The sequence below is a fragment of the Janthinobacterium darwini genome, assembly GCF_051380905.1.
Lineage (GTDB): Bacteria > Pseudomonadota > Gammaproteobacteria > Burkholderiales > Burkholderiaceae_D > Janthinobacterium.
On the sequence record NZ_JBNYXX010000001.1, the window covers coordinates 101,952 to 128,419 of the forward strand.

The 26,468-nt window shown below is 61.4% G+C and carries 20 protein-coding genes; 13 read left to right on the plus strand and 7 right to left on the minus strand.

Annotated elements, in window-relative coordinates; all coding sequences use genetic code 11:
- Positions 1–159: 159 nt before the first annotated feature.
- Positions 160–1,566: a FecR family protein gene (locus ACQ4WZ_RS00475; protein WP_436572318.1), complete on the plus strand. Its 1,407-nt coding sequence runs from the start codon at positions 160–162 to the stop codon at positions 1,564–1,566.
- A 441-nt stretch (positions 1,567–2,007) separates the two neighbouring features.
- Positions 2,008–3,708 (plus strand): DUF4214 domain-containing protein, encoded by a 1,701-nt coding sequence (locus ACQ4WZ_RS00480; RefSeq protein WP_436572319.1) that lies wholly within the window; start codon positions 2,008–2,010, stop codon positions 3,706–3,708.
- 57 nt (positions 3,709–3,765) lie between these two features.
- On the opposite strand, the gene ACQ4WZ_RS00485 is transcribed toward ACQ4WZ_RS00480, so the two are convergent.
- Entirely contained in the window at positions 3,766–4,077 is a 312-nt protein-coding gene (locus ACQ4WZ_RS00485; RefSeq protein WP_436573901.1) for a hypothetical protein, read from the minus strand.
- On the opposite strand from ACQ4WZ_RS00485, the gene ACQ4WZ_RS00490 reads away from it, so the two are divergent.
- The 11 genes from ACQ4WZ_RS00490 (at position 3,983) to ACQ4WZ_RS00540 (ending at position 17,122) form a co-directional block, all read left to right on the plus strand.
- The gene (locus ACQ4WZ_RS00490; protein ID WP_436572320.1) at positions 3,983–5,785 is read left to right on the plus strand and encodes a type I secretion system permease/ATPase; all 1,803 of its coding nucleotides are present in this window, start codon (positions 3,983–3,985) and stop codon (positions 5,783–5,785) included. The two genes, ACQ4WZ_RS00485 and ACQ4WZ_RS00490, sit on opposite strands and share 95 nt — an antisense overlap.
- Positions 5,786–5,796: 11 nt before the next feature.
- Entirely contained in the window at positions 5,797–7,146 is a 1,350-nt protein-coding gene (locus tag ACQ4WZ_RS00495; RefSeq protein ID WP_243857950.1) for an HlyD family type I secretion periplasmic adaptor subunit, read from the plus strand.
- Positions 7,147–7,148: 2 nt separating this feature from the next.
- Complete coding sequence (locus tag ACQ4WZ_RS00500) at positions 7,149–8,525, plus strand: TolC family outer membrane protein (protein ID WP_436572321.1); 1,377 nt, start codon at positions 7,149–7,151, stop codon at positions 8,523–8,525.
- A gap of 146 nt (positions 8,526–8,671) precedes the next feature.
- Positions 8,672–9,823 (plus strand): acyltransferase family protein, encoded by a 1,152-nt coding sequence (locus ACQ4WZ_RS00505; protein ID WP_133989535.1) that lies wholly within the window; start codon positions 8,672–8,674, stop codon positions 9,821–9,823.
- A gap of 189 nt (positions 9,824–10,012) precedes the next feature.
- Complete coding sequence (locus ACQ4WZ_RS00510; RefSeq protein WP_436572322.1) at positions 10,013–11,437, plus strand: mannose-1-phosphate guanylyltransferase/mannose-6-phosphate isomerase; 1,425 nt, start codon at positions 10,013–10,015, stop codon at positions 11,435–11,437.
- Between the two features lie 304 nt (positions 11,438–11,741).
- Positions 11,742–12,776 (plus strand): GDP-mannose 4,6-dehydratase, encoded by a 1,035-nt coding sequence (gene gmd, locus ACQ4WZ_RS00515; protein WP_101482573.1) that lies wholly within the window; start codon positions 11,742–11,744, stop codon positions 12,774–12,776.
- Positions 12,773–13,636, plus strand: a complete 864-nt coding sequence (locus ACQ4WZ_RS00520; protein WP_436572323.1) for an NAD-dependent epimerase/dehydratase family protein — start codon at positions 12,773–12,775, stop codon at positions 13,634–13,636. Before gmd ends, ACQ4WZ_RS00520 begins: the two co-directional genes overlap by 4 nt.
- Positions 13,636–14,778 (plus strand): glycosyltransferase family 4 protein, encoded by a 1,143-nt coding sequence (locus ACQ4WZ_RS00525; protein ID WP_133989539.1) that lies wholly within the window; start codon positions 13,636–13,638, stop codon positions 14,776–14,778. The genes ACQ4WZ_RS00520 and ACQ4WZ_RS00525 overlap by 1 nt, the downstream gene beginning before the upstream one ends.
- Before the next feature lie 109 nt (positions 14,779–14,887).
- The gene (locus ACQ4WZ_RS00530) at positions 14,888–16,018 is read left to right on the plus strand and encodes a glycosyltransferase (protein WP_101482570.1); all 1,131 of its coding nucleotides are present in this window, start codon (positions 14,888–14,890) and stop codon (positions 16,016–16,018) included.
- A 75-nt stretch (positions 16,019–16,093) separates the two neighbouring features.
- Positions 16,094–16,273: a hypothetical protein gene (locus ACQ4WZ_RS00535; RefSeq protein WP_436572324.1), complete on the plus strand. Its 180-nt coding sequence runs from the start codon at positions 16,094–16,096 to the stop codon at positions 16,271–16,273.
- Positions 16,274–16,381: 108 nt separating this feature from the next.
- Complete coding sequence (locus tag ACQ4WZ_RS00540; RefSeq protein WP_436572325.1) at positions 16,382–17,122, plus strand: tetratricopeptide repeat protein; 741 nt, start codon at positions 16,382–16,384, stop codon at positions 17,120–17,122.
- 39 nt (positions 17,123–17,161) lie between these two features.
- On the opposite strand, the gene ACQ4WZ_RS00545 is transcribed toward ACQ4WZ_RS00540, so the two are convergent.
- The 6 genes from ACQ4WZ_RS00545 to ACQ4WZ_RS00570 all read right to left on the minus strand — a co-directional run bounded on the left by ACQ4WZ_RS00545 (position 17,162) and on the right by ACQ4WZ_RS00570 (position 26,347).
- Positions 17,162–18,130 carry a hypothetical protein gene (locus ACQ4WZ_RS00545; RefSeq protein ID WP_101482567.1) on the minus strand — a complete coding sequence of 323 codons (969 nt, stop codon included), beginning with the start codon at positions 18,128–18,130 and terminating at the stop codon, positions 17,162–17,164.
- Between the two features lie 131 nt (positions 18,131–18,261).
- Positions 18,262–21,378, minus strand: coding sequence for an efflux RND transporter permease subunit (locus tag ACQ4WZ_RS00550; protein WP_101482566.1), 3,117 nt, complete (start codon positions 21,376–21,378; stop codon positions 18,262–18,264).
- 9 nt (positions 21,379–21,387) lie between these two features.
- Positions 21,388–22,563, minus strand: coding sequence for an efflux RND transporter periplasmic adaptor subunit (locus ACQ4WZ_RS00555; protein ID WP_101482565.1), 1,176 nt, complete (start codon positions 22,561–22,563; stop codon positions 21,388–21,390).
- 13 nt (positions 22,564–22,576) lie between these two features.
- Positions 22,577–23,998, minus strand: a complete 1,422-nt coding sequence (locus ACQ4WZ_RS00560; RefSeq protein ID WP_436572326.1) for an efflux transporter outer membrane subunit — start codon at positions 23,996–23,998, stop codon at positions 22,577–22,579.
- The gene (locus ACQ4WZ_RS00565) at positions 23,995–24,723 is read right to left on the minus strand and encodes a CerR family C-terminal domain-containing protein (RefSeq protein WP_436572327.1); all 729 of its coding nucleotides are present in this window, start codon (positions 24,721–24,723) and stop codon (positions 23,995–23,997) included. The genes ACQ4WZ_RS00560 and ACQ4WZ_RS00565 overlap by 4 nt, the downstream gene beginning before the upstream one ends.
- A 262-nt stretch (positions 24,724–24,985) precedes the next feature.
- A complete protein-coding gene (locus tag ACQ4WZ_RS00570) occupies positions 24,986–26,347 on the minus strand; it encodes a hybrid sensor histidine kinase/response regulator (protein WP_133989548.1) in 1,362 nt (453 codons plus the stop codon).
- Positions 26,348–26,468: the final 121 nt, after the last annotated feature.

Consider the following 26,468-nt stretch of genomic DNA (forward strand, 5'->3'; position numbering starts at 1 on the left):
AATAGTAAGTATATCGTGTTGTGTCCGCTGCCACATAGCAGTTGCAGCAGTTGATACAAATTGTAACTGCGGGCACAGGCCTGGGGAATTCGATAAAATGTGATCCTCATCACTGATCTAATTCCCGGCAGGCCGGATAATGGGGAAAATGGAGAACTCATGTTGCGTAAATTGTTAGTTACAGCCAGCATTGCGCTTTGCGCGCAGCTAGCCCACGCCGCGGAAGCGGGCAAGATCATCTTTGTTGCCGGGATGGCGCAGGTGGTGGACCGCCCGGCGCTGCAGGACGCTGCCGTGCAGGAAGGCGAGCTGCTGACGACCGGCGCGGATGGCTTTATCTATATCAAGACGCTCGACAATGGCCTGTTCATCCTGCGCCCGAATACCCGGGCGCGCATCGTGACTTACCATATCGACGCCAAGACCCCCGAGAACACCCGCATCAAGCTGGAGTTGCTGAGCGGCGTTGCGCGCAGCAAGTCGGGCGACGCCGTCAAGCTGGCGCGCCAGAACTTCCGTTTCAACACGCCGGTGGCCGCGATTGGCGTGCGCGGCACCGACTTCACGGTCTTTACCGACCAGGACACCTCGCGCGTGGCCGTCATTTCCGGCGGCATCGTGGTCAGTGGTTTTGCCGGCGCCTGCAGCCGGGAAGGCGTCGGCCCTTGCGAGGGGATGGCCAGCCGCGAATTGTCGGCCAGCCAGCGTGGCCTGCTGCTGCAGATTCAGCGCGGCCAAGGTGCGCCGCAATTGATGTCGAGTGCTAATGTTGGCCCCGACAACATTGCTCCACCGCGCAGCGATGAACCGCTGGCCAAGAGCGGCGGCATGAATAATGCGCCTGCCGCCATCGTGGTCGAGCCGAACCTGGATGCGAAGAAAAACGAAAGCCTGGCCCAGGCTGTGGTTCCCCGCGTGCCGCAGGAGCCTGTGCCTCCCGTCGTGACGCCGCCACCGGTGGTCGACTCGGGCCACAAGCCTGATCCAGTGCTGCCGCCAGTGCTGCCACCCGTGGTGCCGCCCGTGATCGTGCCGCAAAAGGACAGCGGTATCCTGTGGGGGCGCTGGCAGAGCGTTGGGCCTTCCCCCACGATGATCGACTTGACCGAGGAGCGCAGTCGCTCGGAACTGCTGGCCGTGAAAGGCAATTTCGCCCTGTTCCGCACGCCCGGCAAGGAATACGTGGCGCGCGAAAATGGCAGCGTGGGGTTCAGCATGGCCGCCAGCGATGCATATGTGTATACCGACTACGGCTATGGCAACCGGACGACGGCCACCGCCAGCCTGTCAAATGGCCGCCTGGACGTGAATTTCGGTAGCAAGACTTTTGCCACCTCCTTCGATTTGACCAGCAAGGATGAATCGTTCAAGTTCCAGGCGCAGGGCGCACTGTCGGCCGATGGCCGGCTGTACGGCGAGAATGCAAACGGCCGCGCCGGCCATATGAATGTCGATGGCGTATTGAGCAATGAAAAGGGCGGTACCGCCGCGTATATCTTTGACGGGCGCATCGATGCCCGCCGAACCATTAATGGCGGGACGTCTTGGCGCATTAAAAATCAATAAGCAGCATACGGCGGCATGATTATGCATGCCGCGCATGTGAACCGAACCCCGAAAGTTGGACGCCAACTTTCGGGGTTTTTCATTGCGGGGTGTTTTATGTTGCGACTCACGCACTTGCCCCTCCATGCATGGGTGTCACATGGCTGAGTGTTTCCCTGGGGCATGGCACGTCACAAGCGGATTTTCCCCTGATCTATTCGCAGCCTTGTTGATTACTCTATAGTTGCATTAATATTAATAATTTTCTTTGCTACTGATATTGCCAATAGTAATATCGAAAAAAACCAATGTTTTAGAGAAATTTATTTCCATTTTGTGATCGTGGTCACATTAATGCGCATTGCCTTCTGTCATGATGCGGAACGTTGGGCTGCAAGACACAGTGTGTGGCTGCAGAATCGATTTACTTAATGATCTTTTTGATCTACTCAGGAGCAATACATGGCAACTTATACCGATGCAATCCAAAAGCTGTACGTCGCTTACTTCACCCGTCCTGCTGATGCAGCTGGCCTGGCTTACTGGGAAGGCGTAGTTGCTGCAGCTAAGGGCGATACCTCGGCTGTTTCCGCCGCATTCGCAGCGTCGACCGAATACCAGACCGAATACGCTCAAATCACCACCGGCGGCGTGATCTCGAAGATCTACGCTAACCTGTTTGGTCACGCTCCTGATGATGCTGGCCTGGCATACTGGATCGATGCAATCAACAACAAGGTATTCACCATCGACCAAGCCGTGACCAAAATCGCTGCCGGCGCACAAGGTACCGATAAAGTTGCTTACGACAGCAAAGTACTGGTCGCTACCAGCTTCACCGCTGCACTGGACACCGATGCTGAAAAAGCTGGCTACAGCGGCAAGGGCGCGAACGATGCTGCCAAGACCTTCCTGAAAGGCATCACTGACGCCGATGGCGCAACCGCAGCGATCGTACCAGCTGCCCTGGATGCGCAAGTTTCCAAAGTAGTTAAGGCTGGCGTTCCATTCACCGTCACTGGCGCCCTGGCCGCTCTGGATGCTGCGCACGCTGCCGTGGATGCTTTCCTGGTTACCGCCGATGGCGACAACGATGCCAAGACTTCCACCGACAGCGCTACGCTGAATACGAATGCTCTCACGGCATTGAACAATCTGGATGCTAAGATCGGTGGTTCTTCGTACGCCGCTGCGTCCGACGTCTTGAAAGCAGCGCTGATGGCTGATCAAGTCGCAGCGAACAAACTGGTTCTCGATACCGCGAAAACCAGCGTCAAGACCGCTAGCGACGCTGTTGCTAAAGTCGCAGGTCTGGGCCAAGCGATTGCTGCGTCTGCCGCTGCCGTTGCTGCCGACAAGGTTGCCACTGATGGCGTGACCGCCACTGATATCAAATTGGCAGGTGCTCTGGCATCGTACAATAAAGCTGCTGGTGCTACCGCAACCGTTGGCGCAGACGGTACCGTTACCGATCTGATCAAGGTAGACGCTACTAGCGGCAAGCTGGTGCTGGTAACTGGCATCACCGAAAAGACCAACCCAGGCATCACCGATCTGCTGAATGCAAGCATCGCCAAAGAAGCGGCTGATGTGGTTTCGACCGATGCAGCTGCCGCAAAACTGGCCGCTGCCGCTGCCGTTACTGCACTGGATTCGGGCAATACGTTGTCGGGTGCCCTGGCTACTGCAAACGATGCAGTGACAGCTGCTAACAAGACCATCACCGATCTGGCTACGCTGGTCACCAAGCTGGGTGCTGCCGATGCGCTGGTTGCTCAATTGAAAGGCCTGACGGATGGTGTTACTGATGCCGAGAACACCTTCGTGAGCCACGATTTTGTCAAGCCATTGACTTTGGGTGCCACCGCTCTTGCTACTGATGCAGCTGACATTTTTGTCGCAGGCAAGGTCGATAGCCAAATTACCGGTATGGACAAGAAAGACGTGCTGTTCGTGGGCACCGACTACCAGCTGAACACCGGCAAACTGGCTGCAGGCAACAATGCAGTTCTGGAAATCTTCCTGGAGCAAACTGGTAAAAACACCGTCGTCACGGTGGAAACCAAGGCATACGGTTCCGAAACAGCTGATGTCATCCACATCACCCTGGTAGGTGTGAACTCGACCGACGTGCATTTCGCAAACGGCATCGTCACTGTATAAGTGATGCCGTAGGCGAGCAGCGGCCGGCCCTGCCGGCTTGCTGATCCCTGAACCCCGCTACCGCAAGGTGGCGGGGTTTTTTGTCTTCCAGAGGCGACATTTCGATTGCTCATGGGTAAAATTTGTGATGTGCATCACAAATTTTTGTATTTTTGAGCGATAATGGCAATGCTCAATAATCTTTGGCCAGCCAAGCCGGGCTGCCAGGCTGCCGGACATGATTGGGTACTTCGAGCCGATGGCTCGTATCTTACCGCTGACCTGCCACGATAAAATGACCAATAAAATTTCCCACGCCAAGACCGAACTCGCGAGTGTGCTGCAGGGTTTCAAGAGCACCTTCATGACGATCGGCGTCTTCAGTGCCATCAGCAACCTGCTGATGCTTGTTCCGTCGCTGTACATGCTGCAGGTCTATGACCGCGTGCTGGGCAGCCGCAACGAAATCACCCTGCTGATGCTCACCCTGCTGATGCTGGGAGCCTATCTGTTTGTGGCCGGCCTGGAGCTGGTGCGCAGCTTCATCCTGGTGCGCGTCGGTGCCATGTTCGACATGCAGCTCAACAAGCGCGTCTACACGGCGGCCTTCGAGCAGAATTTGAAGCAGATAGGCGCCAATGCCGGCCAGTCCCTGTCGGACCTGACCAGCGTGCGCCAGTTCCTGACCGGCAACGCCCTGTTCGCCTTCTTCGATGCGCCCTGGTTCCCCGTCTACCTGATCGTTATTTTCTTCTTTGAACCCCAGCTGGGTGTCTTCGCCCTGTGTGGCACGGCGATTCTGGTGGTGCTGGCCTATGTTAACGAGCGCGTCACCAAGGCCCCGCTCGCGGCTGCAAACAGCATGGCGATCGAGGCCGGCACCCTGGCCACCAACAACTTGCGCAACGCCGAAGTGATCGAGTCGATGGGCATGCTGCCCAATTTGATGGGGCGCTGGTACAAGCTGCACTCAAAATTCCTGAAGTTGCAGGCCGAGGCCAGCGAGAAGGCCAGCAAGATCCAGGCGACCACCAAATTCGTGCAGACTTCCTTGCAGTCGCTGGTGCTGGGCTTCGGCGCACTGCTGGTACTTGAAAATAAAATTACGGCCGGCATGATGATTGCCGCCTCCATCCTGATGGGGCGCGCGCTGGCACCAGTGCAGCAAGTGATTGGCGTGTGGAAGAGCTTCAGCAGCACCCGCAGCGCCTATGATCGCCTGACCAGCCTGCTGAACGACAACCCTGCACGCGATGCGGGCATGCCCTTGCCCAAGCCGAGCGGCGCCCTGAGCGTGGAAGGCGTGACTGCCGCGCCACCAGGCACCCGCAATGCGGTGATCCGGAATATTAACTTTGCGATCATGCCGGGCGACGTGCTGGGCGTCATCGGCGCCAGCGGCTCGGGCAAGTCGACACTGGCGCGCCTGCTGGTGGGCGTGTGGCCTGCGGCGCTGGGCAAGGTGCGTCTCGATGGTGCCGATATCTATCAGTGGAACAAGGCCGAACTGGGCCCTAACATGGGCTATCTGCCGCAGGATATTGAATTGTTCGGTGGCACGGTGAGCGAAAATATCGCCCGCTTCGGCGACATCGATCCTGAAAAAGTGGTGCTTGCGGCCCAGCGCGCCGGCGTGCACGACATGATTTTGCACCTGCCGGAAGGGTATGACACCCGTTTGGGCGACGGCGGCGCCGGCCTGTCCGGCGGGCAGAAGCAGCGTTTGGGACTGGCGCGCGCGATGTATGGCGATCCGTCCGTGATCGTGCTCGACGAGCCCAACTCGAATCTGGATGAAGTGGGCGAACAAGCCCTGGTGAAAGCCATTGCCGACCTGCGGGCCCGCGGCAAGACCATCATCATGATTACCCACCGTACCAACATCATCGGCGCCACCACCAAGCTGTTGCTGTTGCGTGAAGGCGAGGTGCAGATGTTCGGCCCCACCGACAAGGTGCTGGCGGCATTGACGGAGCAGGCGCAGAAGGCAGCGCTGGCGCAGCAGGAGGCGGCCCACCGGCATGCGGCCCAACTGGCTGCAGCGCAACTGGCTGCCACGCAGGCGGCGGCAGAAGTAACGACGGAACAGGATCAATAATGCGCAATTTGATGAAACAACAAACAGAGGCGGCCGAGGTCGTCACGCATGAAGTCACGCCGGTCACGGTGGATACCGATGCCAGGAGCTACACCAGATTCGGCTGGTTCCTGGTGCTGTTCGGCTTTGGCGGTTTCATGCTGTGGGCCTTGTTTGCACCGCTCGACAAGGGCGTGCCCCTGTCTGGCGTGGTGGCGAGCGAATCGAACCGCCAGGCGGTGCAGCATTTGTCCGGCGGCACGGTGCGCGAAATACTGGTGCATGAAGGTTCGGTGGTGAAGGCGGGCCAGGTGCTTGTGCGCATGAATCCGGTGACGGCGCAGTCGCAGACGGACATCTCGCGCGGGCAGTATCTGACGGCGCGCGCCACCGAGGCGCGCCTGGTCGCCGAACGCGACGGCGCCAAGCAGCCTGCTTTTTCGGCCGAATTGCTGGCCAAGAAGGACGATCCGCGGGTCATGGAAGTGATGGGTTTGCAGCGTCAGTTGTTCAGCTCGCGCCAGTCTTCGCTGCAAAATGAGCTGGGCGCGTTCGACCAGACCGTCGCCGGCTTGACGCTGCAGTTGGCCGGCATCAAGGAATCTCTTGCAAACAAGAAACTTCAGCTGGGCATGTTGACGGAGCAGCTGGCCGGCATGCGCGACTTGGCCAAGGAAGGCTATGTGGCCCGCAACCGCTTGCTCGAACTCGAGCGTACCTACGCCCAGGTGAATGCTTCCGTGTCGGACGATCTCGGCCAGATCGGCCGCGTACAGCACCAGATCATCGAATACGGCTTGCGCCGCAGCCAGCGCATACAGGATTATCAAAAAGAAGTGCGCACCACCCTGTCCGACGTGCAGAGGGAAGCGGAAGCGCTGGCCAGCCGCATGGATGCGCAGGAATATGAATTGGCCAATGCGGATGTCAAGGCGCCGGTCGACGGCATCGTGGTCGGTCTGAATGTATTCACCAACGGCGGCGTCGTGCCCTCGGGCTTTCGCATGATGGATATCGTGCCTAGCGGCGCCCCCCTAGTCGTCGAGGGGCAATTGCCGGTCAACCTGGTGGACCGGGTGCATGCCGGCTTGCCGGTGGAGCTGATATTCTCGGCTTTTAATACCAACCGCACGCCGCATATTCCGGGACAGGTCGTCAACGTCGCCGCCGACCGGACAGTCGACGAGCGCACCGGCTTTGCCTACTATAAAGTGCGCGTCAAGGTGACGCCCGCAGGTGCGGTGCTGATCGCCAAGCATAAGCTGGCCATTCAGTCCGGCATGCCGGTGGAGCTGTTCGTCAAGACGGGCGAACGCACGATGATGAACTATCTGTTGAAGCCTGTCTTCGACCGGTCGAAGTCGTCGCTGAGCGAGGAATAACCGTGCCGATTTTGACCAAGACGACTCAACAGTTTCGCCTGCGCGCCATGGCGTGTGCCCTTGGCGCCATGATGGCCATGGGGGCCGGCTCTGCCGCAGCGCTCAATCTGCAGCAGGCATACGATGCGGCGCTGAAGAACGACCCGACCTACAAGATGGGTTTTTACGAAAGCGAGGCAGGCAAGGAGAGCCGCGTCATCGGGCGCGCCGGCCTGTTGCCCAGCTTGAGTGCAAGTTACAGCGGCAGCCGCAATCGTGCCGACCAGACCGTAATCCAGACCCTGCCCAAGGGCCTGGGCACGTATAAGTCAGAGAGCCATCCGCAATACCTCAGCCGTTCCGCCGTGCTGCAGCTGCGCCAGCCGCTGTTTGCCATGGACGCGCTGGCGCGCTATCGCCAGGGCGTTGCGCAAAGCAAGGAAGCCGAGGCCAAGTACGAACTCAGCGGCAGCGATGTGGCCATGCGTGTGGTGAGCGCCTACTTCGACATGCTGTTTGCGAGTGACCAGGTGGCGCTGGTGCTGGCGCAGCGCGATGCACTTGAAGAGCACAGGAAGGTCACCAAGCGCATGTTTGAAAAAGGCGAGGGGACCAAGACCGACATGCTGGAAATCGAGGCCCGGCTGGATTTGGCGGAGGCCCAGGTGATAGAAGGGCGCGACGCCGTGACCGCCGCGCGTAACGCGCTCGAAGGCGTGGTCGGCATGGAAGTGGATAACCTTGCGCCGCTGGCGCCGAATTTCCGAGTCGAGCGTTTGCTGCCGGCCAGCTACGAGGAGTGGCGCACCATCGCGATGGCGAACAATCCGGAGCTGAGGGCGGCGCGTCATACCGTGGAAATCTACGAGCAGGAAATCCAGAAGGCGCGGGCCGGCCACATGCCGCGCCTCGACTTTGTTGCGACCTACAGCAACAGCGATTCCGACTCCATCACCACGGTTAACCAGAGTACGCTGAACCGCTCGCTTGGTTTCCAGTTGAATATTCCCCTGTATTCCGGCGGGCAGGTGAGTGCGACATCGCGCCAGGCAGTTGCCACGACCGAGCGCTACAAGTCCGAGCTCGATGTGCGCACCAACCGGATGCTGGTAGAGCTGCGCAAGGCCCACAGCGTGGTGGTGAGCAGCATGGACAAGGTCGACGCGCTGCTCAAGGCGGTCGATTCGGGCACCATGCTGATGAAGGCGACCGAGCAAAGCATCAAGGGCGGGGTGCGCATCAACCTCGACCTGCTGAATGCGCAGCAGCAACTGGTGACCAGCCAGCGCGACCTGGCGCAGGCGCGCTATAGCTATCTGCTCGGTGTGGTGCGCCTGAAGGCCGCCGCCGGTACCTTGAACGGCGCCGACGTGACGGAAATCGCCAACTATTTCCGTTGATGCCCAGCATCAGCCAGTAGCCGGACCTGGCGTAGACAGTGAAAAAAGCGACCGGCGCCCATGCTGACGGCGCCGGTCGTTTTTTTCGCTGGCTGGCGTGGACAGCGCCGTATAATGACGTTCCCCAGCAGCCCGGTATTGTTCTGATGAAATCTCTGAATCTTCCCTATAATCCCCGCATCGATCAGTTGCGCTGGCTGGCCGCCATGCTGGTGTTTCTGTTCCACTTCTATCTGGCCTATCGCGGCTCTGGCGGTGCCGCGCTGGGTAGTTCCTGGTTTGGCCTGGTGAGCGAAGGGCATACCGGGGTCGGCCTGTTCTTTACGCTGTCCGGTTTCCTGTTCATGCAAATCGCGCTGCACCAGCGCACCATCGAATATGGCCATTTCGTGCGCAACCGCTTGCTGCGCATTTTTCCCCTGTTCCTGACGATTTTCCTGCTGGCGACCTCGATCGGCCGCGATAAATTTCAGCCGCAGGATATTTTGTACCTGTTCACCACCAACCTCGGCATGTCGCCGACGTCGGGCACGGTTGTTACCGGGGCGGCCTGGTGCATTTCGCTCGAATTCCTGTTTTATATGGTTTTCCCCTTCCTGGCCCGCTTTGCCATGGAGCAGGGGCCGCGCTATCTGCTTAAACTGCTGGCCTTGATGTTGTTCTTCAAGCTGGCAGCCTATACGGTCAATGAGAATAGCGAGCTGATGTATTTCAGCACCTTCGTCGGCCGTTTCGATCAATTTCTGATTGGTATGCTGGCGGCCTTGCTCTACCAGCGCCACCACGCCAGGTTGCAGGCTTACGCCATCTGGCTGCTGCCGGCTGCAGCCGTGCTGGTGTTTGGCAACAGTGCGGCGCAGTCGCACTATGCCGCCTTCGGCGCTGCGCCCAAGTCGGCATTCTGGATATTCTGGTCGATGCTGGAAAGCGGCGGCTGGGCCTGCTTCATCGTCGCGTGGCTGGCGCGCGAACGCTCGCTGTTGCCGGCCTGGCTGGAGCGCATGCTCAACCACGGTGGCAAGGTCAGCTACTCGTTCTATCTCTTGCACATGGCCTTGATCCATCTGCTGCAGCAATGGTTTGGCCTGGTCTCCATCGTGCCCGGCGTGTGGCTCAATGCGGCCATCCTGCTGGTCCTGAGCTATGCTGCCACCTGGGCGCTTGCCACCCTGAGCTATAGCGCCATCGAAGAGCCCTTCCTGCGCATGCGCCGCAACTACGGTACATCGGGCATGGACAAAGGGGCGGGACAAGCTGCGCCAGTTGCTGTCACAGGCGGCGTCGCCAGCAGCAAATGAAATAATTGCGGCGAATCATCCGTCTCCCGGTATTTAATTGATGCCTGATCAAATACTCTAATTTCCCGGGCTATATGCCCGGTGTTTGTTATTGTTACAATTGATTGCCCGAAGCAATTCCCCTTTCTGTCCGTTATGGATACAATTTGAGGTTTAAGCTTCGGCGAGCATGCAATTAAGGGAGCATCATTGAAACTCATACCAACTATATTATGCGGCGGCGCGGGATCGCGTCTGTGGCCAGTCTCCAGGGAACTGCATCCGAAGCCTTTCATCCGCCTGGCCGACGGTCACAGCTTGCTGCAAAAAGCCTGGTTGCGTGGCGCCGTATTGCCCGATGTTGCAGAAGTGCTCACGGTAACGAATCGCGAATTATTTTTCAAGACTGCCGACGAATACCGTGCCGTCGCCGGCAAGCCTGGTCTGGCCCTCAATAATAGTTATATCCTGGAACCGTGCGGACGCAATACGGCGCCGGCGATTGCCGCCGCCGCCTTGCATGTGGCCGCGACCCATGGGCCAGATGCCTTGCTGCTGGTGCTGGCTGCCGACCATTTGATACATGACGAGGCGGCGTTTGGCGCTGCCGTGGCGCAAGCCGTGCCGCTGGCCCGCGAGGGCTTGCTGGTCACCTTCGGCATTCAGCCCGAAGCACCGGAAACCGGCTTCGGCTACATCGAGGCCGAAGGCAATAAAGTGCTGCGCTTCGTTGAAAAACCATCGCTGGAAAAGGCCAGGGAGTACCTGCAAAGCGGTCGCTACCTGTGGAATTCCGGCATGTTCTGCTTTGCCGCCGGCGCGATGATCAGTGAGATGGAGTTGCACTGCCCCGAGATTCTGGCCGCTACCCGCCTATGCCTGGAGCAGTCGAGCACGGCACAGGGCAAGAACTTCCAGCAGATTGAACTCGATGCCCAGGCCTTTGAGCAGGTGGCCGACGATTCGATCGATTATGCCGTGATGGAAAAATCGGGCAAGGTCGCGGTCGTGCCCTGCAGCATAGGCTGGAGCGATATCGGTTCCTGGAATGCGGTGGGTGAACTGATCGAACCGGACGCCGATGGCAACCGTGTCGATGCCGAAGTGCAATTGCATGGCGTGAGTAATTGTTTCATCCAGAGCAAGGAGCGCCTGGTCGGCGCCGTCGGCATCGATAATCTGATCATCGTCGATACGCCGGATGCCTTGCTGGTGGCCGACCGCCGCCATGCGCAGGATGTCAAGCACTTGTATGCCAGCCTGAAGTCGCGCGGGCATGACGCTCACAAGCTGCACCGCACCGTGCACCGTCCGTGGGGCACGTACACGGTACTGGAAGACAGCACGCGTTTTAAGATCAAGCGCATCGAAGTCAAGCCTGGCGCCAGCCTGAGCCTGCAAATGCATCATCACCGCAGCGAACACTGGATCGTGGTGAGCGGTATGGCCAAGGTCGTCAACGGCGAGCGTGAATTGTTTGTCAGCACCAATGAGTCCACCTATATTCCGGCAGGCCACAAGCACCGCCTGGAAAATCCTGGTGTGCTTGACCTTGTCATGATCGAAGTGCAGAGCGGCGATTATCTGGGCGAGGACGATATCGTCCGCTTCCAGGATAATTATGGACGTGTCTGAAATACATTGAAGTTGCCAGGCGGCGTGCTGCTACCCTGCCAGTATTTTTTATCGTGCGGGGCTTCCTTCAGTATAATGTCCGCTGAGATAGCATAGGCGTGCCACCGGCAGCTGCTGCGGCAAGCTTCCCCATCGCACCTCGCGTCACTTTGCAGGCGCCGCACCGACGGAAAACTGTCTGGCCCTGGCAGTAGCCCGCAGGCCGGGCGCAGCGTCGTCATGGGCGCCTGAATGCCGCCTGCCTTTACCTGTTAGCAATACGGCAATTATTTGCTGAAAATATATTACAATTGGAGTGCCTAAGTTGAAAAAAGCCATCATCACCGGTATTTCCGGCCAGGACGGGGCCTATCTGGCCCAGCTTTTACTGGAAAAGGGATATACCGTTTACGGCACGTATCGTCGTACCAGCTCGGTTAATTTCTGGCGTATTGAAGAGCTGGGCATCCAGGACCATCCGAATCTGCATCTGGTGGAGTACGACCTGACGGATGCCGGTTCCAACATCGCCCTGGTACAGCGCGTCCAGCCTGATGAAATTTACAACCTGGCCGCCCAGAGCTTCGTCGGCGTGAGTTTCGATCAGCCGGCAGCGACGGCCCATATCACCGGCATCGGCGCACTCAATTTGCTGGAAGCGATTCGTCTGGTGAATCCGAAGATCCGCTTCTATCAAGCGTCGACATCGGAAATGTTTGGCAAGGTGCAAGCTGTGCCGCAGGTCGAGAGCACGCCATTTTACCCACGCAGCCCTTACGGCGTGGCCAAGCTGTATGCGCATTGGATGACCGTTAACTATCGCGAAAGCTATGGTATTTTCGGCGCCAGCGGTATCTTGTTCAACCATGAGAGCCCATTGCGCGGACGTGAGTTTGTGACGCGCAAAATCACGGATGCGGTGGCCAAGATCAAGTTGGGCAAGCTCGATTGCATGGAACTGGGCAATATCGACGCGAAGCGCGACTGGGGCTATGCCAAGGAATATGTGGAAGGCATGTGGCGCATGCTGCAGGTCGATGAGCCCGATACCTTCGTGCTGGCGACCAACCGCACCGAAACCGTGCGCGACTTTGTCTCCATGGCCTTCAAGGCAGTCGGCATCGCGCTTGAATTCAAGGGCAGCGCGGAAGATGAGGTCGCAATCGATGTTGCGACCGGCAAGACCGTGATGCGCGTCAATCCGAAGTTCTATCGTCCGGCCGAAGTGGAGTTGCTCATTGGTAATCCGCTCAAGGCGAAAGAGAAACTGGGCTGGGAGCCAACGACGACGCTGGAACAGCTGTGCCAGATGATGGTGCATGCCGATGTACAGCGCAATACGCACGGCTTTTCATTTTGAAGCTGCTAGTCACAGGCGCGAGCGGTTTCACGGGGCAGCATTTTGTCGCGCGCGCGCGCGCTTGTGGCCACGAGATTGTGTCCCTGCGGGCCAAGCTCGATGACCGGGCCGCCCTGGCAGCCGAAGTGGCTGAGGCGGCGCCGGAAGCGGTGGTGCATCTGGCTGCCATCAGCTTTGTCGGCCATGCCGACCCCGTCAGCTTTTATGACGTGAACGTGATCGGCACGCTCAATCTGCTCGATGCCCTGGCCGGGCTGGCGCAGCCGCCGCGCAGCGTATTGCTGGCCAGTAGTGCCAATGTGTACGGCAATTGCCTGCAATCGCCAATAGCGGAGACGCAGCCGCCGGCGCCGGTGAACCATTACGCCACCAGCAAGCTGGCGATGGAGCATATGGCGCGCACTTATCTGGACCGTTTGCCGATCTTCTTTACCCGTCCCTTCAATTACACCGGCCCTGGCCAGGCTTCGTCGTTCCTGATCCCCAAGCTGGTCGATCACTTTGCCCGCCGGGCAGACAGGATAGAGCTGGGCAATCTCGACGTCGAGCGCGAGTTCAACGATGTGCGCTTCGTGTGTGATGCCTATCTGCAATTGCTCGGCCATGCGCAAGCCGGTGAAATGTACAATATTTGCGGAGGACGTCCGGCGACCCTGCGTTCGGTGTTGGCGCTGCTGGCCGACATTACCGGCCACCAACTGGAGGTCAGCGTCAACCCCGCATTTGTACGCGCCAACGAAATTCACCGCCTGTCCGGCTCCTCGGCCAAGCTGGACGCCGTTGCGCCCGGCCTCAGCCAGCCCCCCCTGCGCGAAACCTTGGTTTGGATGCTTGAGCATGCCGCCAGCGGCAGGGTGTGATGCGGGTTGCCTTTAATGCAACCGCGCTGCTGTCGCCGCTGACGGGTATCGGGCAATACAGCTATCAGCTTGCACAGGCGCTGCAGGCGCGGGGCGACGTCGATCTGAACTTTTTCTATGGCACGGGCTGGAGCCGGCAGTTGCGCAGCCAGGCGGCGCCGGGCATTCTGACCATCAAGTCCCTGATTACCCGCTTCGTGCCAAACCCGTATGCCGTAGGGCGGTTTGTGCAGCAGATTCGCTTCCAGTCCGGCATTCGGGCGCAGCAGCCTGACGTTTATCATGAGCCCAATTTCCTGGCGTTCAAATGCAAGCCGCCATCGATCATCACGGTGCATGATTTGTCCTGGATACGCTATCCGCATACGCATCCGGTGAAGCGCGTGCGGGCGATGAACCAGTTCTTTGAAAAAAGCCTGTCCCAGGTGGCCCTGATACTCACCGATTCGGCCTTCGTCAAACGCGAACTGATCGATGTCTTCCAGATCGCCCCGGAGCGCATCGTGCCGGTGGCGCTGGGCGTCGAGTCCATGTTTCGCCCCCGCTCGCCAGCCGAAACGCAGGCCCTGCTGCAAGTCCATGGCTTGCAGCACGGCGAGTATCTGATTGCCGTCGGGACGCTGGAACCGAGGAAAAACCTGCAGTCTGCCCTGCATGCCTTCATGTTGCTGCCGCCCGCCTTGAGGAAGCGTTATCCCTTGCTGCTGGTCGGCATGAAGGGCTGGCACACCTCGGCCCTGGAACAGCAGATCGCACCCTTGCTGCGTTCCGGGGAAGTGCGCCAGCTGGGCTATTTGTCGCGCGAGGATCTGGCCATCTTGCTGGCCGGCGCGAAAACCCTGATTTACCCCTCCATTTACGAGGGCTTTGGCTTGCCGCCGCTGGAGGCCATGGCTTGCGGCGTGCCGGTGATCGCATCGAATGTGTCCTCGCTGCCTGAAGTAGTGGGCGACACGGGCCTGGCGATCGATCCGGGCGATGTGGATGGCTTGGCAAACGCCATCACCGAATTGCTGGAAGATGACGCGCTGCGGGCAGTGCTGTCGGCCAAGGCCCTGGCGCGTAGCAAACAGTTCACCTGGGACCTGTGCGCGGAAAAGACCGTCGCGGCTTACCGCCAGGTACTGGGCGCAAAGGCCTGAGCCGCCGGGAGCGCTATTTCTTTTTGGTCCGCCCGCGCCTGCCCAGGCAGCAGGCTCCAGGCTGGAACAGGGCGCGCGCGTCCATTGATAAGTAAGAGGAGCAGTCAGTTTGAACCCAGCAGTTTTGCATGTGTACCGCACGTATTTCCCTGATCCGCCCGGCGGCCTGCAAGAAGCGATACGTCAGATCGCCCTCTGCACGGGACAGCAAGGTATCAAGAATACGATTTTCACCCTGTCGCCACAGCCGGTGCCTGCCGTGCTGGCAGCCCCTGAGGCGCGGGTGGTGCGTTGCCGTTCGTGGCTGGCGCCGGCTTCCTGCGACCTTGGCGGTCCCGCTGCGTTTTCCACCTACGCCCGGCTGGCGCGCGAGGCGGATGTGCTGCATCTGCTGTTTCCATGGCCGTTTGCCGATGTCCTGCATGCCGCCGTGCGCCCCGACCGTCCGGCGGTCATGACCTATATTTCCGATGTGGTGCGACAACGCTTTCTGGGGCCGGCCTATGCGCCCCTGATGTGGCGTACCCTGCGCTCGATGCGCCTGATCGTGGCCAATGCGCCCGTGTATGCCGAAACCAGCCCGATCCTGTCGCATCGCGATATCCGCGACAAGGTCCGTATCATTCCGCTGGGAATCGAGGAAAGTTCCTATTCCAAAATCGGCGATTCACAGATATTTTCGCGCCTGGGACTGGCCGAGGATCAGCCATTTTTTCTCTTCATCGGCGTCTTGCGCTACTACAAGGGCCTAGAGTTCCTGATACGGGCGGCCAAAAACCTCGGCGCCAAGATCGTCATTGTCGGTTCGGGACCGATGGGAGCGAGCCTGCGCAATCAGGCCAGGGAGGCCGCCGCGGACAATGTGGTGTTTGCCGGCCAGGTCAGCGATGCTGAAAAAGTCGCCTTGCTGCAACGTTGCCGCGCCCTGGTCCTGCCTTCGCACTTGCGCTCGGAGGCGTTTGGCATGGTGCTGGTGGAGGCCTCGATGTTCGGGCGTCCGCTCATTTCCTGCGAAATCGGCACCGGGACTTCCTTTGTCAACGCGCACGAGGAAACGGGTTTTGTCGTGCAGCCCGAGTCGCCGGATGCGCTGCGCCGCGCAATGCAGACCCTGCTGCTCGATGAGGGCCTGGCGCATCGCATGGGATGTGCCGCCAGAGCACGCTACGAAGCCCTGTTTTCGGGGCCAGCCTTGGGCCGGGTCTACGCGGCCTTGTTCCGGGAAGTGGCAGCGATGTAAGGCTGGCAATGGTCAGGCTCTTGTGCCGCCAGCGCCTGTTTCGCTGTTGCTTGGCTGTTGCTTGGCTTTTGCTGCTTGTTGCTGATGCCGGTGCGGGCCAAACTCGACATTGCCCGGCAAAGCGTACATTCCGTGGTGCTTGACAAGCAGGCTTTGGCGGCGGCCTTGGCGAACGCGCAGCCTACCCTCTGGAGCGCCGACGCGGGCTTGCTGCAGCTGAAAGCGCGCATCCTCGTCGCTTCGGTCGACTTGTAGCGCCCGCGTGTCCGGCGCAGCCTGTGCCACCGGCCGGTGTAATATCTGGCCTGGAGAAGCGGCGGCATGGTGCCAGCCGCTGCCGTCACGAACGAACGAGGTCGCAGCATGACAATTTTTGGCATAGGTATCCACATTCTGATCGCGGTATTTTTTGCGATTCACGTGGTGCGCAACGGGCAGCAGCTGTACTGGCTGCTCATTTTATTCATGTTCCCGCTGCTGGGCAGCGTGGTGTATTTCTTCGCCATCTACCTGCCCAATTCGCGCCTGCCGCAAGGCGCGCGCAAGGTTGCGTCTGTGGCCGTGCAGGTGCTTGATCCGAACCGCGAACTGCGCGAGGCGAAGGCCGCTTTCGAGTACACGCCGACGGCGCAAAACCAGATGCGCCTGGCCAGTGCGCTGCTCGAAGCGGGCGATGCGCAGGAAGCGGCATCGACGTATGAAGCCTGCCTGCAGGGAGCGTTTTCATCGGACCTGGAAATTCGCCTGGGCGCGGCACGCGCCTACCTGGAATGCGGGCGCGGCACCGAGGCCTTGACGCACCTGGAATTCATCCGCCGCAACGACACCCATTTCCGTCCCGAGATGGTGTCCCTGCTGACGGCCCGCGCGCTGGCGCAAAGCGGGCGCCAGGCGGAAGCGAAGGCGGAGTTCGACGAGGCGCTGACGCGCTACAACAGCTTCGAGTGCCGCGCCGAGTGCGCGATCTGGGCGCTGCAGCAGGGCGACAAGGTGTTGTCGGAGCGCCTGCTGCTCGATATCGACAGCGCCATGGCCCGCTGGAGCAGCCATACGCGTGCCATGTATGCGCCGCTGCTGGTGCGCCTGGAAGCGGCACGCCGATAGCTGGCTTGCGTGGGGTCAGACCCGGCGGGTCGGACCCCATTAGACGCCAGGCACCGTATTCTTGCCTTCAACCAGTTTGTACCCCTTGCCATCGAAAGCATAGCGCGCGCGACCGTTCAGTGGCGTGGCGATGCGCGGCGGGTCTTCGTCCGGCTTGACCGTGACGCCGGGCTTGATCTTTTCGGACGCGCCCGTGAAATCGAGCAGCAAGTCGTCGTAGGCGCCGCCGTTGCGCGCGGGGGCGAAGCGCCACTTGCCGTCGACCATCCAGCACTCGTCCATGTCCGGCGTGCAGGCGCCCATATTGTCCGAGTACAGGTCGATGCCGCCATCGAGCGCGGTCACCTTGCCGTCGCCGATTTCAAACAGGGCAAGCTGCGTGATGGTGTAGCCCTGGCCCGTATAGCCGTGGCGTATCGCCAGTCCCGGCTTGTTCGCGCCCAGCATGACCCAGTGGACTTCACCCAGCTGCCCTGATGAACCCAGGGCGGCGATGTTTTCCAACCGCTTCACGACTTGCCACTGGCCGTCTTCCGGCTGGCCCTTGGGCGCCAGGAAAAAGACATTCAACAAGCCCGGCGAGGCGTGCGCCGATTCTGCCGTGCCTTCCGTGTTGGCCGTTTCCGCATTCGCCACCAGGATGGCGCGGCCATCGGGCAGCAGCTTGTGGCTGATGGCACTGACCACATAACTGAGTTTGTCGACATGGTTGTCCGGATCGGACAGGTCGGCCAGCGCATCGTCGCTGTCGCCACGGTAGTCCTTGCCAAACACGGCGCGCATCATGCCCGCCTCGCGCTTGCGTGCTTGCGGCGTGTTCATCTCTTCCGTCTTGGGCGCGGTGGCGGCCGGCGGCGGCACGTGCTCCGCCGATGCCGTATCTGCGGCGGCGGGGACATCGGCTACCACGTCAGCTGCCACGTCGGCGCTGGCGGGGGCGGTCTTGTCCGAGCAGGCGCCGAGCAGTGCGGATACCAGTAGCAGGACGAGCGGGGTGCGGTAATTCATAGGCAGGGCAGATTGCGTTCATGGAGAATGGGCGCAGTATGCCAGATAGATGGAAGCGAGGGAGCGCGGCCTGCCGGCCGGTCCTTCGCTTCCTTGCCCGCTGGGGGCGATTTTGCAAACAATGGCGGCGCTTATTTTTCCAGCGCCACCTTGTCATCGCGCCGCAGCGGCGCCTTGTGGCGGCGCAGCTTCGCCATGCCGCGCTTGAGCAGGTGCTCCAGGTCGTCGATATAGGTGAACACGGCCGGCACCACCAGCAGACTGAGCAAGGTCGAGGTGATCAGGCCGCCGATGACGGTGATGGCCATCGGCGAACGGAAGCTCGGGTCGGCGCCCCAGCCCAGTGCCAGCGGCATCATGCCGGCGCCCATGGCGATCGTCGTCATCAGGATGGGGCGGCTGCGCTTGTGGCAGGCGTCGACCAGCGCATCGAAGCGGTTCATGCCGGCCTGGCGCGCCAGGATCGCATAATCGACCAGCAGGATGGAGTTCTTGGTGACGATCCCCATCAGCATGATCAGGCCGATCATCGACGGCATGGACAAAGCGCTGCCCGTGATCAGGAGCGCCACGAAGGCGCCGCCTATGGACAGCGGCAGCGCCGCCAGGATGGTCACCGGCTGCATGAAGTCCTTGAACAGCAGCACCAGCACGCAATAGATACACAGCACGCCGATCAGCATGGCCAGACCGAAGCTGGCAAACAGCGAAGCCATTTCCTGCGCGTCGCCCAGTTCGGCGATCTTCACGGACGGCGGCAAATTCTTCATCGACGGCAGCGCGCGCGCTTCTTCATTCAGTTCGCCGAGGGTGCGCGAACCGAGTTCGACGTCGAGCGTCACGTTGCGGCTGCGGTTCAGGCGGTCGATCTGCGCCGGGCCGCTTTCCATCGTCACGGTGGCAACGTTCGCCAGGCGCACGGGGCCGTTCTTGCCGGGTACGGTCAGGCGCTCGATGGCGGCCAGGTCGGCGCGCACGCTGTTGGGCAGCTTGACGCGGATTGGCACTTGCCGCTCGGGCAGGTTCATTTTGGTCAGGTCCGTGTCGTAATCGCCGGCCGTGGCCACGCGCACCGTCTCGCCGATGGCCGCCGCCGTCACGCCCAAGTCTGCCGCCTTGGCAAAGTCGGGACGCACGATGATTTCCGGACGTACCAGCGATGCGCTGGAGTTGACGTTGCCGATGCCTTTCAGGCCGCGCAGTTCGCGCTCGACCTTTTGTGCCGCCGCCATCAGTGCCACCGGGTCTTCCGAGCGCAGCACCAGCTGCATCTTGACGCCCGTGTCGGGCGGCCCCACCGTGAAGCGGGCGCCGGGTATCGTATCGAGCTTGTGGCGCAGCTGCGTTTCCAGGCCCGCCATCGATTCCTTGCGCTCCGTGCGGTGCACGGTGGTCAGTGTCAGCACGGCGCGGCGCGCCTCGGCCGCCGCGCCGGGGGCGAAGGCGTCGCCGCTGGAGCCGCCGCCAATCGAGCTGAAAACGCCCTTGATGCCCGGCGTCTGCATGGCCGCGTCGCGTGCCATGGCCGCCACGGCCTGCGTTTCGGCCAGGGTAGAACCGGGCGGCAGTTCCAGGTTGATCTGCGTCTGCGCGCGGTCGGCGGCCGGCACGAAGCCCGTCGGCAGCAGCGGCACGAGCGCGATGGCGCCGATAAAGAACAGCGCTGCGGCGATAGCCGTGATGCCGCGATGGTTCAGGCACCAGCGCATGACCGTCAGGTAGCGCGTCATCAGCCAGCCATCCTGTTCTTCCTTGTGCGGCAGGGGTTTCAGGATGTAGGCGGCCATCATCGGCGTGAGCAGTCGTGCCACTACCAGTGAGGCGAGCACGGCCAGCACGGCCGTCCAGCCGAACTGCTTGAAGAACAGGCCGGGAATGCCGCTCATGAAGGCCGTTGGCAGGAACACGGCCACCAGCGCGAAGGTAGTGGCGATGACCGCCATGCCGATTTCATCGGCCGCTTCCATGGCCGCTTCCATGGGCGACTTGCCCATGCGCAGATGGCGTTCGATATTTTCGATTTCGACGATGGCGTCGTCGACCAGCACGCCGACGACCAGGGCCAGCGACAGCAGGGTGACGGTATTGAGCGTGTAGCCGAACCAGTAGATGCCGAGGAATGCCGGCATCACGGACAGGGGCAGCGCGGCGGCGGCCACCAGGGTAGCGCGCCAGTCGCGCAGGAACCACCACACTACCAGCACGGCCAGCAGCGCGCCTTCGTACAGCAGCTCCATCGAGCCGTCGAAGTTTTCCTCGACGGGGAAGGCATTGTCGATCGACTGCTGCAGCACCACGTTAGGGTTTTCCTTCTGCAGATCGGCGATGGCCGCGCGCGCGCCCTTGGCGACGGCCACTTCGCTGGCGCCCTTGGTGCGGAACACTTCAAAGGCGACCACGGTCTTGCCATCCTGCTCGGCCAGCGCGCGCGGTTCGGCGATCGTGTCGCGCACGGTGGCCACCTGGTCGAGGCGCACATGGCGGCCGTCCGGCAGCGGCACTTCCACGCGTGACAATTCTTCGGCCGTCTTGACGGTGGCGATGGTGCGCACCGACTGCTCGGCGCCGCTGATGTCGCCCCGGCCACCAGGCGCTTCGCGCTGCACCAGGCGCAGCTGGCGCGAGACGTCGAGGGCCGACACTTTCAATGCGGCCATGCGCGCTTCGTCGAGCTCCACCTGGATTTCGCGGTAAACGCCACCCACGCGGTTGACGGCGCCCACGCCGGGCACGGTCAGCAGGCGCTTGGCCACCGTGTTGTCAACGAACCAGGACAGGTCGGGAGCGTCGAGCGGGTTGTCCACGCCGGGTTTCGCCGTGGCGATAAAGGTCAGCACCACGCGCCCGGCGGTGGACGCCTTGGTGACGGTAGGGTCGCGCAGTTCGGCCGGCATGTCCGCCTTGACGCGGGCGACGGCGTCGCGCACATCGTTGACGGCTTCGGCAATCTGCTTTTCCAGGATGAATTCAACGGTCACCGTGACGACGCCATCGAGCACCTTGGTGTAGATGTTTTTCACGCCTTGCAGGGTGGCGACGGAGTCTTCGATCTTGCGTGCCACCTCTGTTTCCAGCTGGGCCGGCGCCGCGCCCGGCAGCACCGCGCTGACGGTGACGATGGGCAGTTCGATGTCAGGGAAATCCTGCACCGGATTGGCCTTGTAGGCCAGCAGACCGGCCAGGGTCAGCAGCGCGAACAGCATGATGGCCGGGATCGGGTTCTTGATCGATAGGGAGGAAAAGTTCATGGCCTCCCCCTATTTTTTCACGGCAGATGCTGCCGCAGTCTTGGCTGCTGGTGGCACGACCGGGTTTTGTACATTCCGTACCAGGTCGCCGTCATTGAGGAAGCCTGCGCCGCTGACGACGATGGTGGTGTCGGCCGCGATGCCGCCTACAATCTCGATGCGGTCGCTCAGGCGCCGTCCGGCCTGCACCTTGATCTGGCTGACACGCTGGTCGGCATTCAGGCGGAAGACATAGCTGAAACCATCGCGCACGGCGATGGCCTGCTGCGGCACCGTCAGCGCGCCCGATGTGCCCAGTTCAAATTCGCCGCTGGCGTACATGCCGGCCTTGAATGGCGCATTGTTGCCCGTGCTGGCCGGCAGGTCCACATACACGAGGGCCGAACGCGTCTGCGGATCGACGGTAGGGGCGATCATGCGCACCTTGCCTGTCAAAACGCTGCCATTGGCTGCCTTGACCTGCGCCAGGGTGCCCGGTTTTAAATTCAGCAGCTCGGTGGCCGTCACTTCGGCGCGCCATTCGAGGCGGCCCTGGCGGATCATGCGGAACAGCTCCGTTCCGGTGCCCACGACGGAACCGACGGTGGCCGAGCGCGAGGAGATGATGCCGCTGTCGGGGGCCACCACCTGCGTGTATTTCAGTCGCAGCTGCTGCGACGCCAGCTGCGCCTTGGCCGACGCGATGCGCGCGTTGGCCGTTTGTTCGGCCGTCAGGTACTGGCTGATCTGCTGGGCGCTGATGGCGCCCGTGCTTTGCAGCGAGCGGGCGCGCTGCGCGTTGGCGGCCGCCTCAAGCGCATTTGCTTCCGCTTCCAGTACCGCCGCTTTCGCCTGTGCCACGTCGGCGTTCACCGTGTCGTTCGAGAAGACGGCCAGCACCTGGCCGGCGCGCACCACGTCGCCGACATTCACGCGAACCTCCGTGAGGCGCAAGCCGTTCGATTCGCTGCCGATGACGGCTTCCTGCCAGGCGGCCACGTTGCCGTTGGCACTCAGCTTGATGGGCAGGCTGGCCGTTTGCGGCTTGGCCGTGGTGACGGTCAGGGCAGGTTTTTGCGCTGCGTTCTTGTCTTTGGCATCGTTGGCCGCAGTGGAAGCCGAGGGGTACAGGGCCACGCCCGCGCCCAGCATCACGCAAAGGGCGGCAAGGGCGAGTGCCACGGGTTTCAAGGTCATTTTTTTCATATTGTCGTATCCGTCAGGGGGCGTTGTTGGCGAGGGCATTGGGGCTGCTGCTGTTCCAGCCGCCGCCGGCGGCGCGGTACAGCGCTACCCAGGCGGCGCTGCGTTCGCGCTCCAGGTTGACCACAGTGTTTTCGGCGGCCAGGCGCGTGCGGCGCGCGTCTTCCAGTTCGATCAGGCTGGCCAGGCCATTCTTGTAACGGTCCTCGGTGGCGACGAACGACACGCGGTAGCCTTCCAGTGCCGTTTTCGCGTGGCCGCTGCGCTCGTCCGTGCTGGCCAGGTTGACCAAGGCTTCTTCCACTTCGCGCACGGCCTGGCGCACGCCGGCGCGGTATTTCACCACCGCTTCGTCGTAGCGCGCCGTGGCTGCATCGACCTGGGCGCGGCGGGTGCCGCCGTCGAAGATGGGCAGGCTGACGGCCAGCGGGCCGATGCTCCAGGTACTGGCCGTGATGCTGGTGCCGCCGGCGCGGATATTGCCCTTGCCGATGGAGCCGGCCAGGCTCAGACGAGGATAGCGCTGCGCCTGCGCGCCGCGTACTTCGAAGCTGGCTGCCGCCACTTCGCGTTCGGCGCTGTAAATGTCGGGACGCTGGCCCAGGGTTTGCGCCGGCAGTTCCGCAATCGCCACGGGCGAGGGAAGGACGGCGGGGCTGGTCGCCAGCTTCTGGCGCAGCGTCTCTTCCGGCATGGCCGACAGGGCCACCAGCGCCTTGATATTCACATCGCAGGCGGCGCGCTGTTCGATGGCGCGGCTGGCGCCTTCGGCAGCGCTGGCCCGGGCCAGGGCGGCGTTGGCGGGGGGCTGGAAGCCGGCGCCTGCGCTCAGTTCCGTCAGGCGTGACGAATCGCGGCGCGAGACGGCATCCTGTTCGGCCACGGCCTGCAGTTGCTGGCAGGTGCGCAAGGCGTAGTACTGGTTCGCCACTTCGGCGGCCACCGAGACGCGGGCCTCATGCCATCCCGCGCGGGCGCTGTCGTAGCGCTCCTGCGCCGCATCGCGCGTGGCACGGTTGGCGCCAAACACATCGATTTCCCACGAGGCTTGCAAGGCCGCCTGCGAGGTGGTGCCGCTGGGCTGTGCCGATTGCTGGCTGGTGCGTACCACGCTGCCCGTCGCGTCGAGGGCGGGCGCCAGCGCTGCGCCGCTGGCGACCCTGTCCGCGCGCGCCTGCACGATGCGCGTGCTGGCAGCGGCGATCGTGGGGCTGACCTGTTGCGCGTCGGTGATCAATTGCACCAGCAGGCTGTCGCCCTGGCCCTGCCACCAGCTGGCCAGGTCCGTCAGCTTGCCATTGTGCGGCAGCGGCGCCTGCCACTGCGCGGGTGCGCTGGCGGCCACCACTGCGGGCGGACCCTGCAGGGCGCAGCCACCCAGCGCCAGCACGATGCTGGCGGCCAGGGCGCGTTGAACGGTGCATCGAATAGTCGTCATGCTGGTCCTTCTGCTTGTCGTTGAGCGGTAGTGGTAGAAGTGGGGAGGCCCATGCGCTGGCGTTCCACTTCGGCCATGGCCAGTGCGTAGTCGGTCATGCGCGACAGCCAGGTATCGATGGCGTGCGGCGATTCCATCAGTTGCGGACGCAAGGTGTGCAGCACTTCGGCGCCCACCATGTGTTGCAGGGCCAGCGAAGCGATGGAAAACGCCAGGCGGTGCATGTCGTCGCTGTCGTCGGGCGCGCCCAGGTGGCGCGCCAGCACGCGGGTGAGCGCCTCGTGTTCGGCACGGATGTTCTGGTCGACCTCGCGCGCCCACAGGCCCGTCGGTTCGAGCATCTCGCGGCACCACAGGCGCATGCAGTCGCGCGCGATTTCTCCCTGCTGCATGGGGGCGAGCAATTGCGCATAAAAGCCTTCCAGACTTTGGCGCAGGGTGAAATGGGGTTGCTCGTACAGGGCGATATTGTCTTGGGGATTCGATAGTTGATGGGAGAAGGCGGCGCGGTACAGGCCCGCCTTGTCGCCAAAATAATAGCTGATGGCCGCCGCGTTCGTGCCGGCCGCCTGCGCCAGTTCGCGTGTGGACGTCTTGGCGTAGCCCTGCTCGGCAAACAGGCGGATGGCGCTATGCAGCAGCCGCTCGCGCGATTGCTCGCCGTCCGAGCGGGGCTTGCGCCCGTCGTCGGCGGGCACGGTATGGGAAATGTTTTTTTCAATCATGCCGGAGATTTAATCATATATCTCAAACGATTGATATAACTAAATCGGTTGATTTAGTTAAGGAAAGATGAAGATGCGTGGAAAACGCAGGCAAAAAAAAGCCCGCGTACTAGCGCGGGCTGAATCCAATGTTCGGAGAACGAATTGGAGGAGACAGTTCCACTATAGCGCTAAAAATGGTGCGGTGCAATACCGTAAAACTACTGTATGAACTTGTCATGGATGGCAAAAAATCAAACTTTATGTTGCGTCGCACAGAAGCTCAGCGTTTGCTGCGCAGGGCCAGCGTAAAGGTGCTGCCCGAGCCATAGTCGCTATTGAAGAACAGGGCGCCGCCGATGGCGTTGGCCAGGTTCTGGCACAGGTACAGGCCCAGTCCCGCGCCTTCCACGTGGCGAGTGGAGGTGGAATCGAGCTGCGAGAAGGCCTGGAACAGCTTGGCCTGGTCTTCTTCCTTGATGCCGGCGCCACTGTCGGCGATGCTCATTTCCGTCACCAGCACGTCGTCTTCCTCGCGCTGGGCCAGGCTGATGCGCACCGTACCCTGTTCCGTGAACTTGATGGCGTTATTGAGCAGGTTGATGAGGATTTGCGTCAGCGCGCGGCGGTCCGTGTCGATGATGGCGGGCGGGCGGCCTGCTTCTCCCAGTGCCATTTCCAATGCTAGGCCCTTTTGCTGGGCCAGGGGGCGCAAGGTGTCGGCCACTTCAGCCATCAGTTCCTGGCAGTGCACGGGCTCGATCGACAGGGTCAGCTTGCCCGCTTCGATCTTGGCCACGTCGAGGATGTCGTTGATCAGCGAGAGCAGATGGCGCGCGCTGGCGCGGATGGTGTTCAGTTGCTTGTCCTGGTCGGACGTCAGGGGGCCGGGAAGTTTCATCAGCAGCGCGCCCGTGAAGCCGATGATGGCGTTCAGCGGCGTGCGCAGTTCATGCGACATATTGGCGATGAAGGCGGACTTCATGCGGCTCGCTTCTGCCAGCTCCAGGTTTTTCAGGGCGATTTCGCGGTTGATGGTTTCCAGTTCTGCCGCATGGTGCGCCAGGCGCATGTTCAGTTCGATCACCTGGCGTTCGCGCGCCTGCAGTTCGCCGTTGACCTGCACCGCCTGTTCATACGTGGAAATGAGCAAATCGAGGATTTGCTGGCGCTCCGCATTGATGAAGTGCTTCTGGTCGCCCAGGTACAGGGCGATGCCGATTTCCACGTTCTGGTTCTTGCGCAGCTTCTGGTTCATCAGCATGTGGCTGATGCGGTTGAGCAGGTAGTCTTCCGCGTAGGGCTTGCGGATGAAATTGTCGGCGCCGCACTCGATGCCGCGGATGATGTCCTTCGGGTCGTTGAGTGAGGTGACGAGGATCACGGGAATGTCGCGCAGGGTCGGGTCGGACTTGATGGCGCGGCACAGGTCGTAGCCATTCATTTCAGGCATGACGATATCGGACAGTACCAGGTGTGGCTTGCGCTCGCGGATCGCGGCCAGGGCCAGCTGGCCATTCGCCGCCACGCGGGCATTGTAGTGCAGCGACTGGATCAGGCGGCGCAAGCGCTCCGCCTGGGTCGGGCTGTCCTCGACGATCAGGATCTCGATTTCGTCAGGCTTGATTTGATTGTTGGAGTCCACAGACCTCTCCTAGAATTTCAGTGTGGTGATGCTGGGCGCGGTGAGCGCGCAATATCGACATCCTGTGACTATATCGGATTTAGGTCTGCAAAAGTAACTTGCAAGTAACTATTTTGGCCAC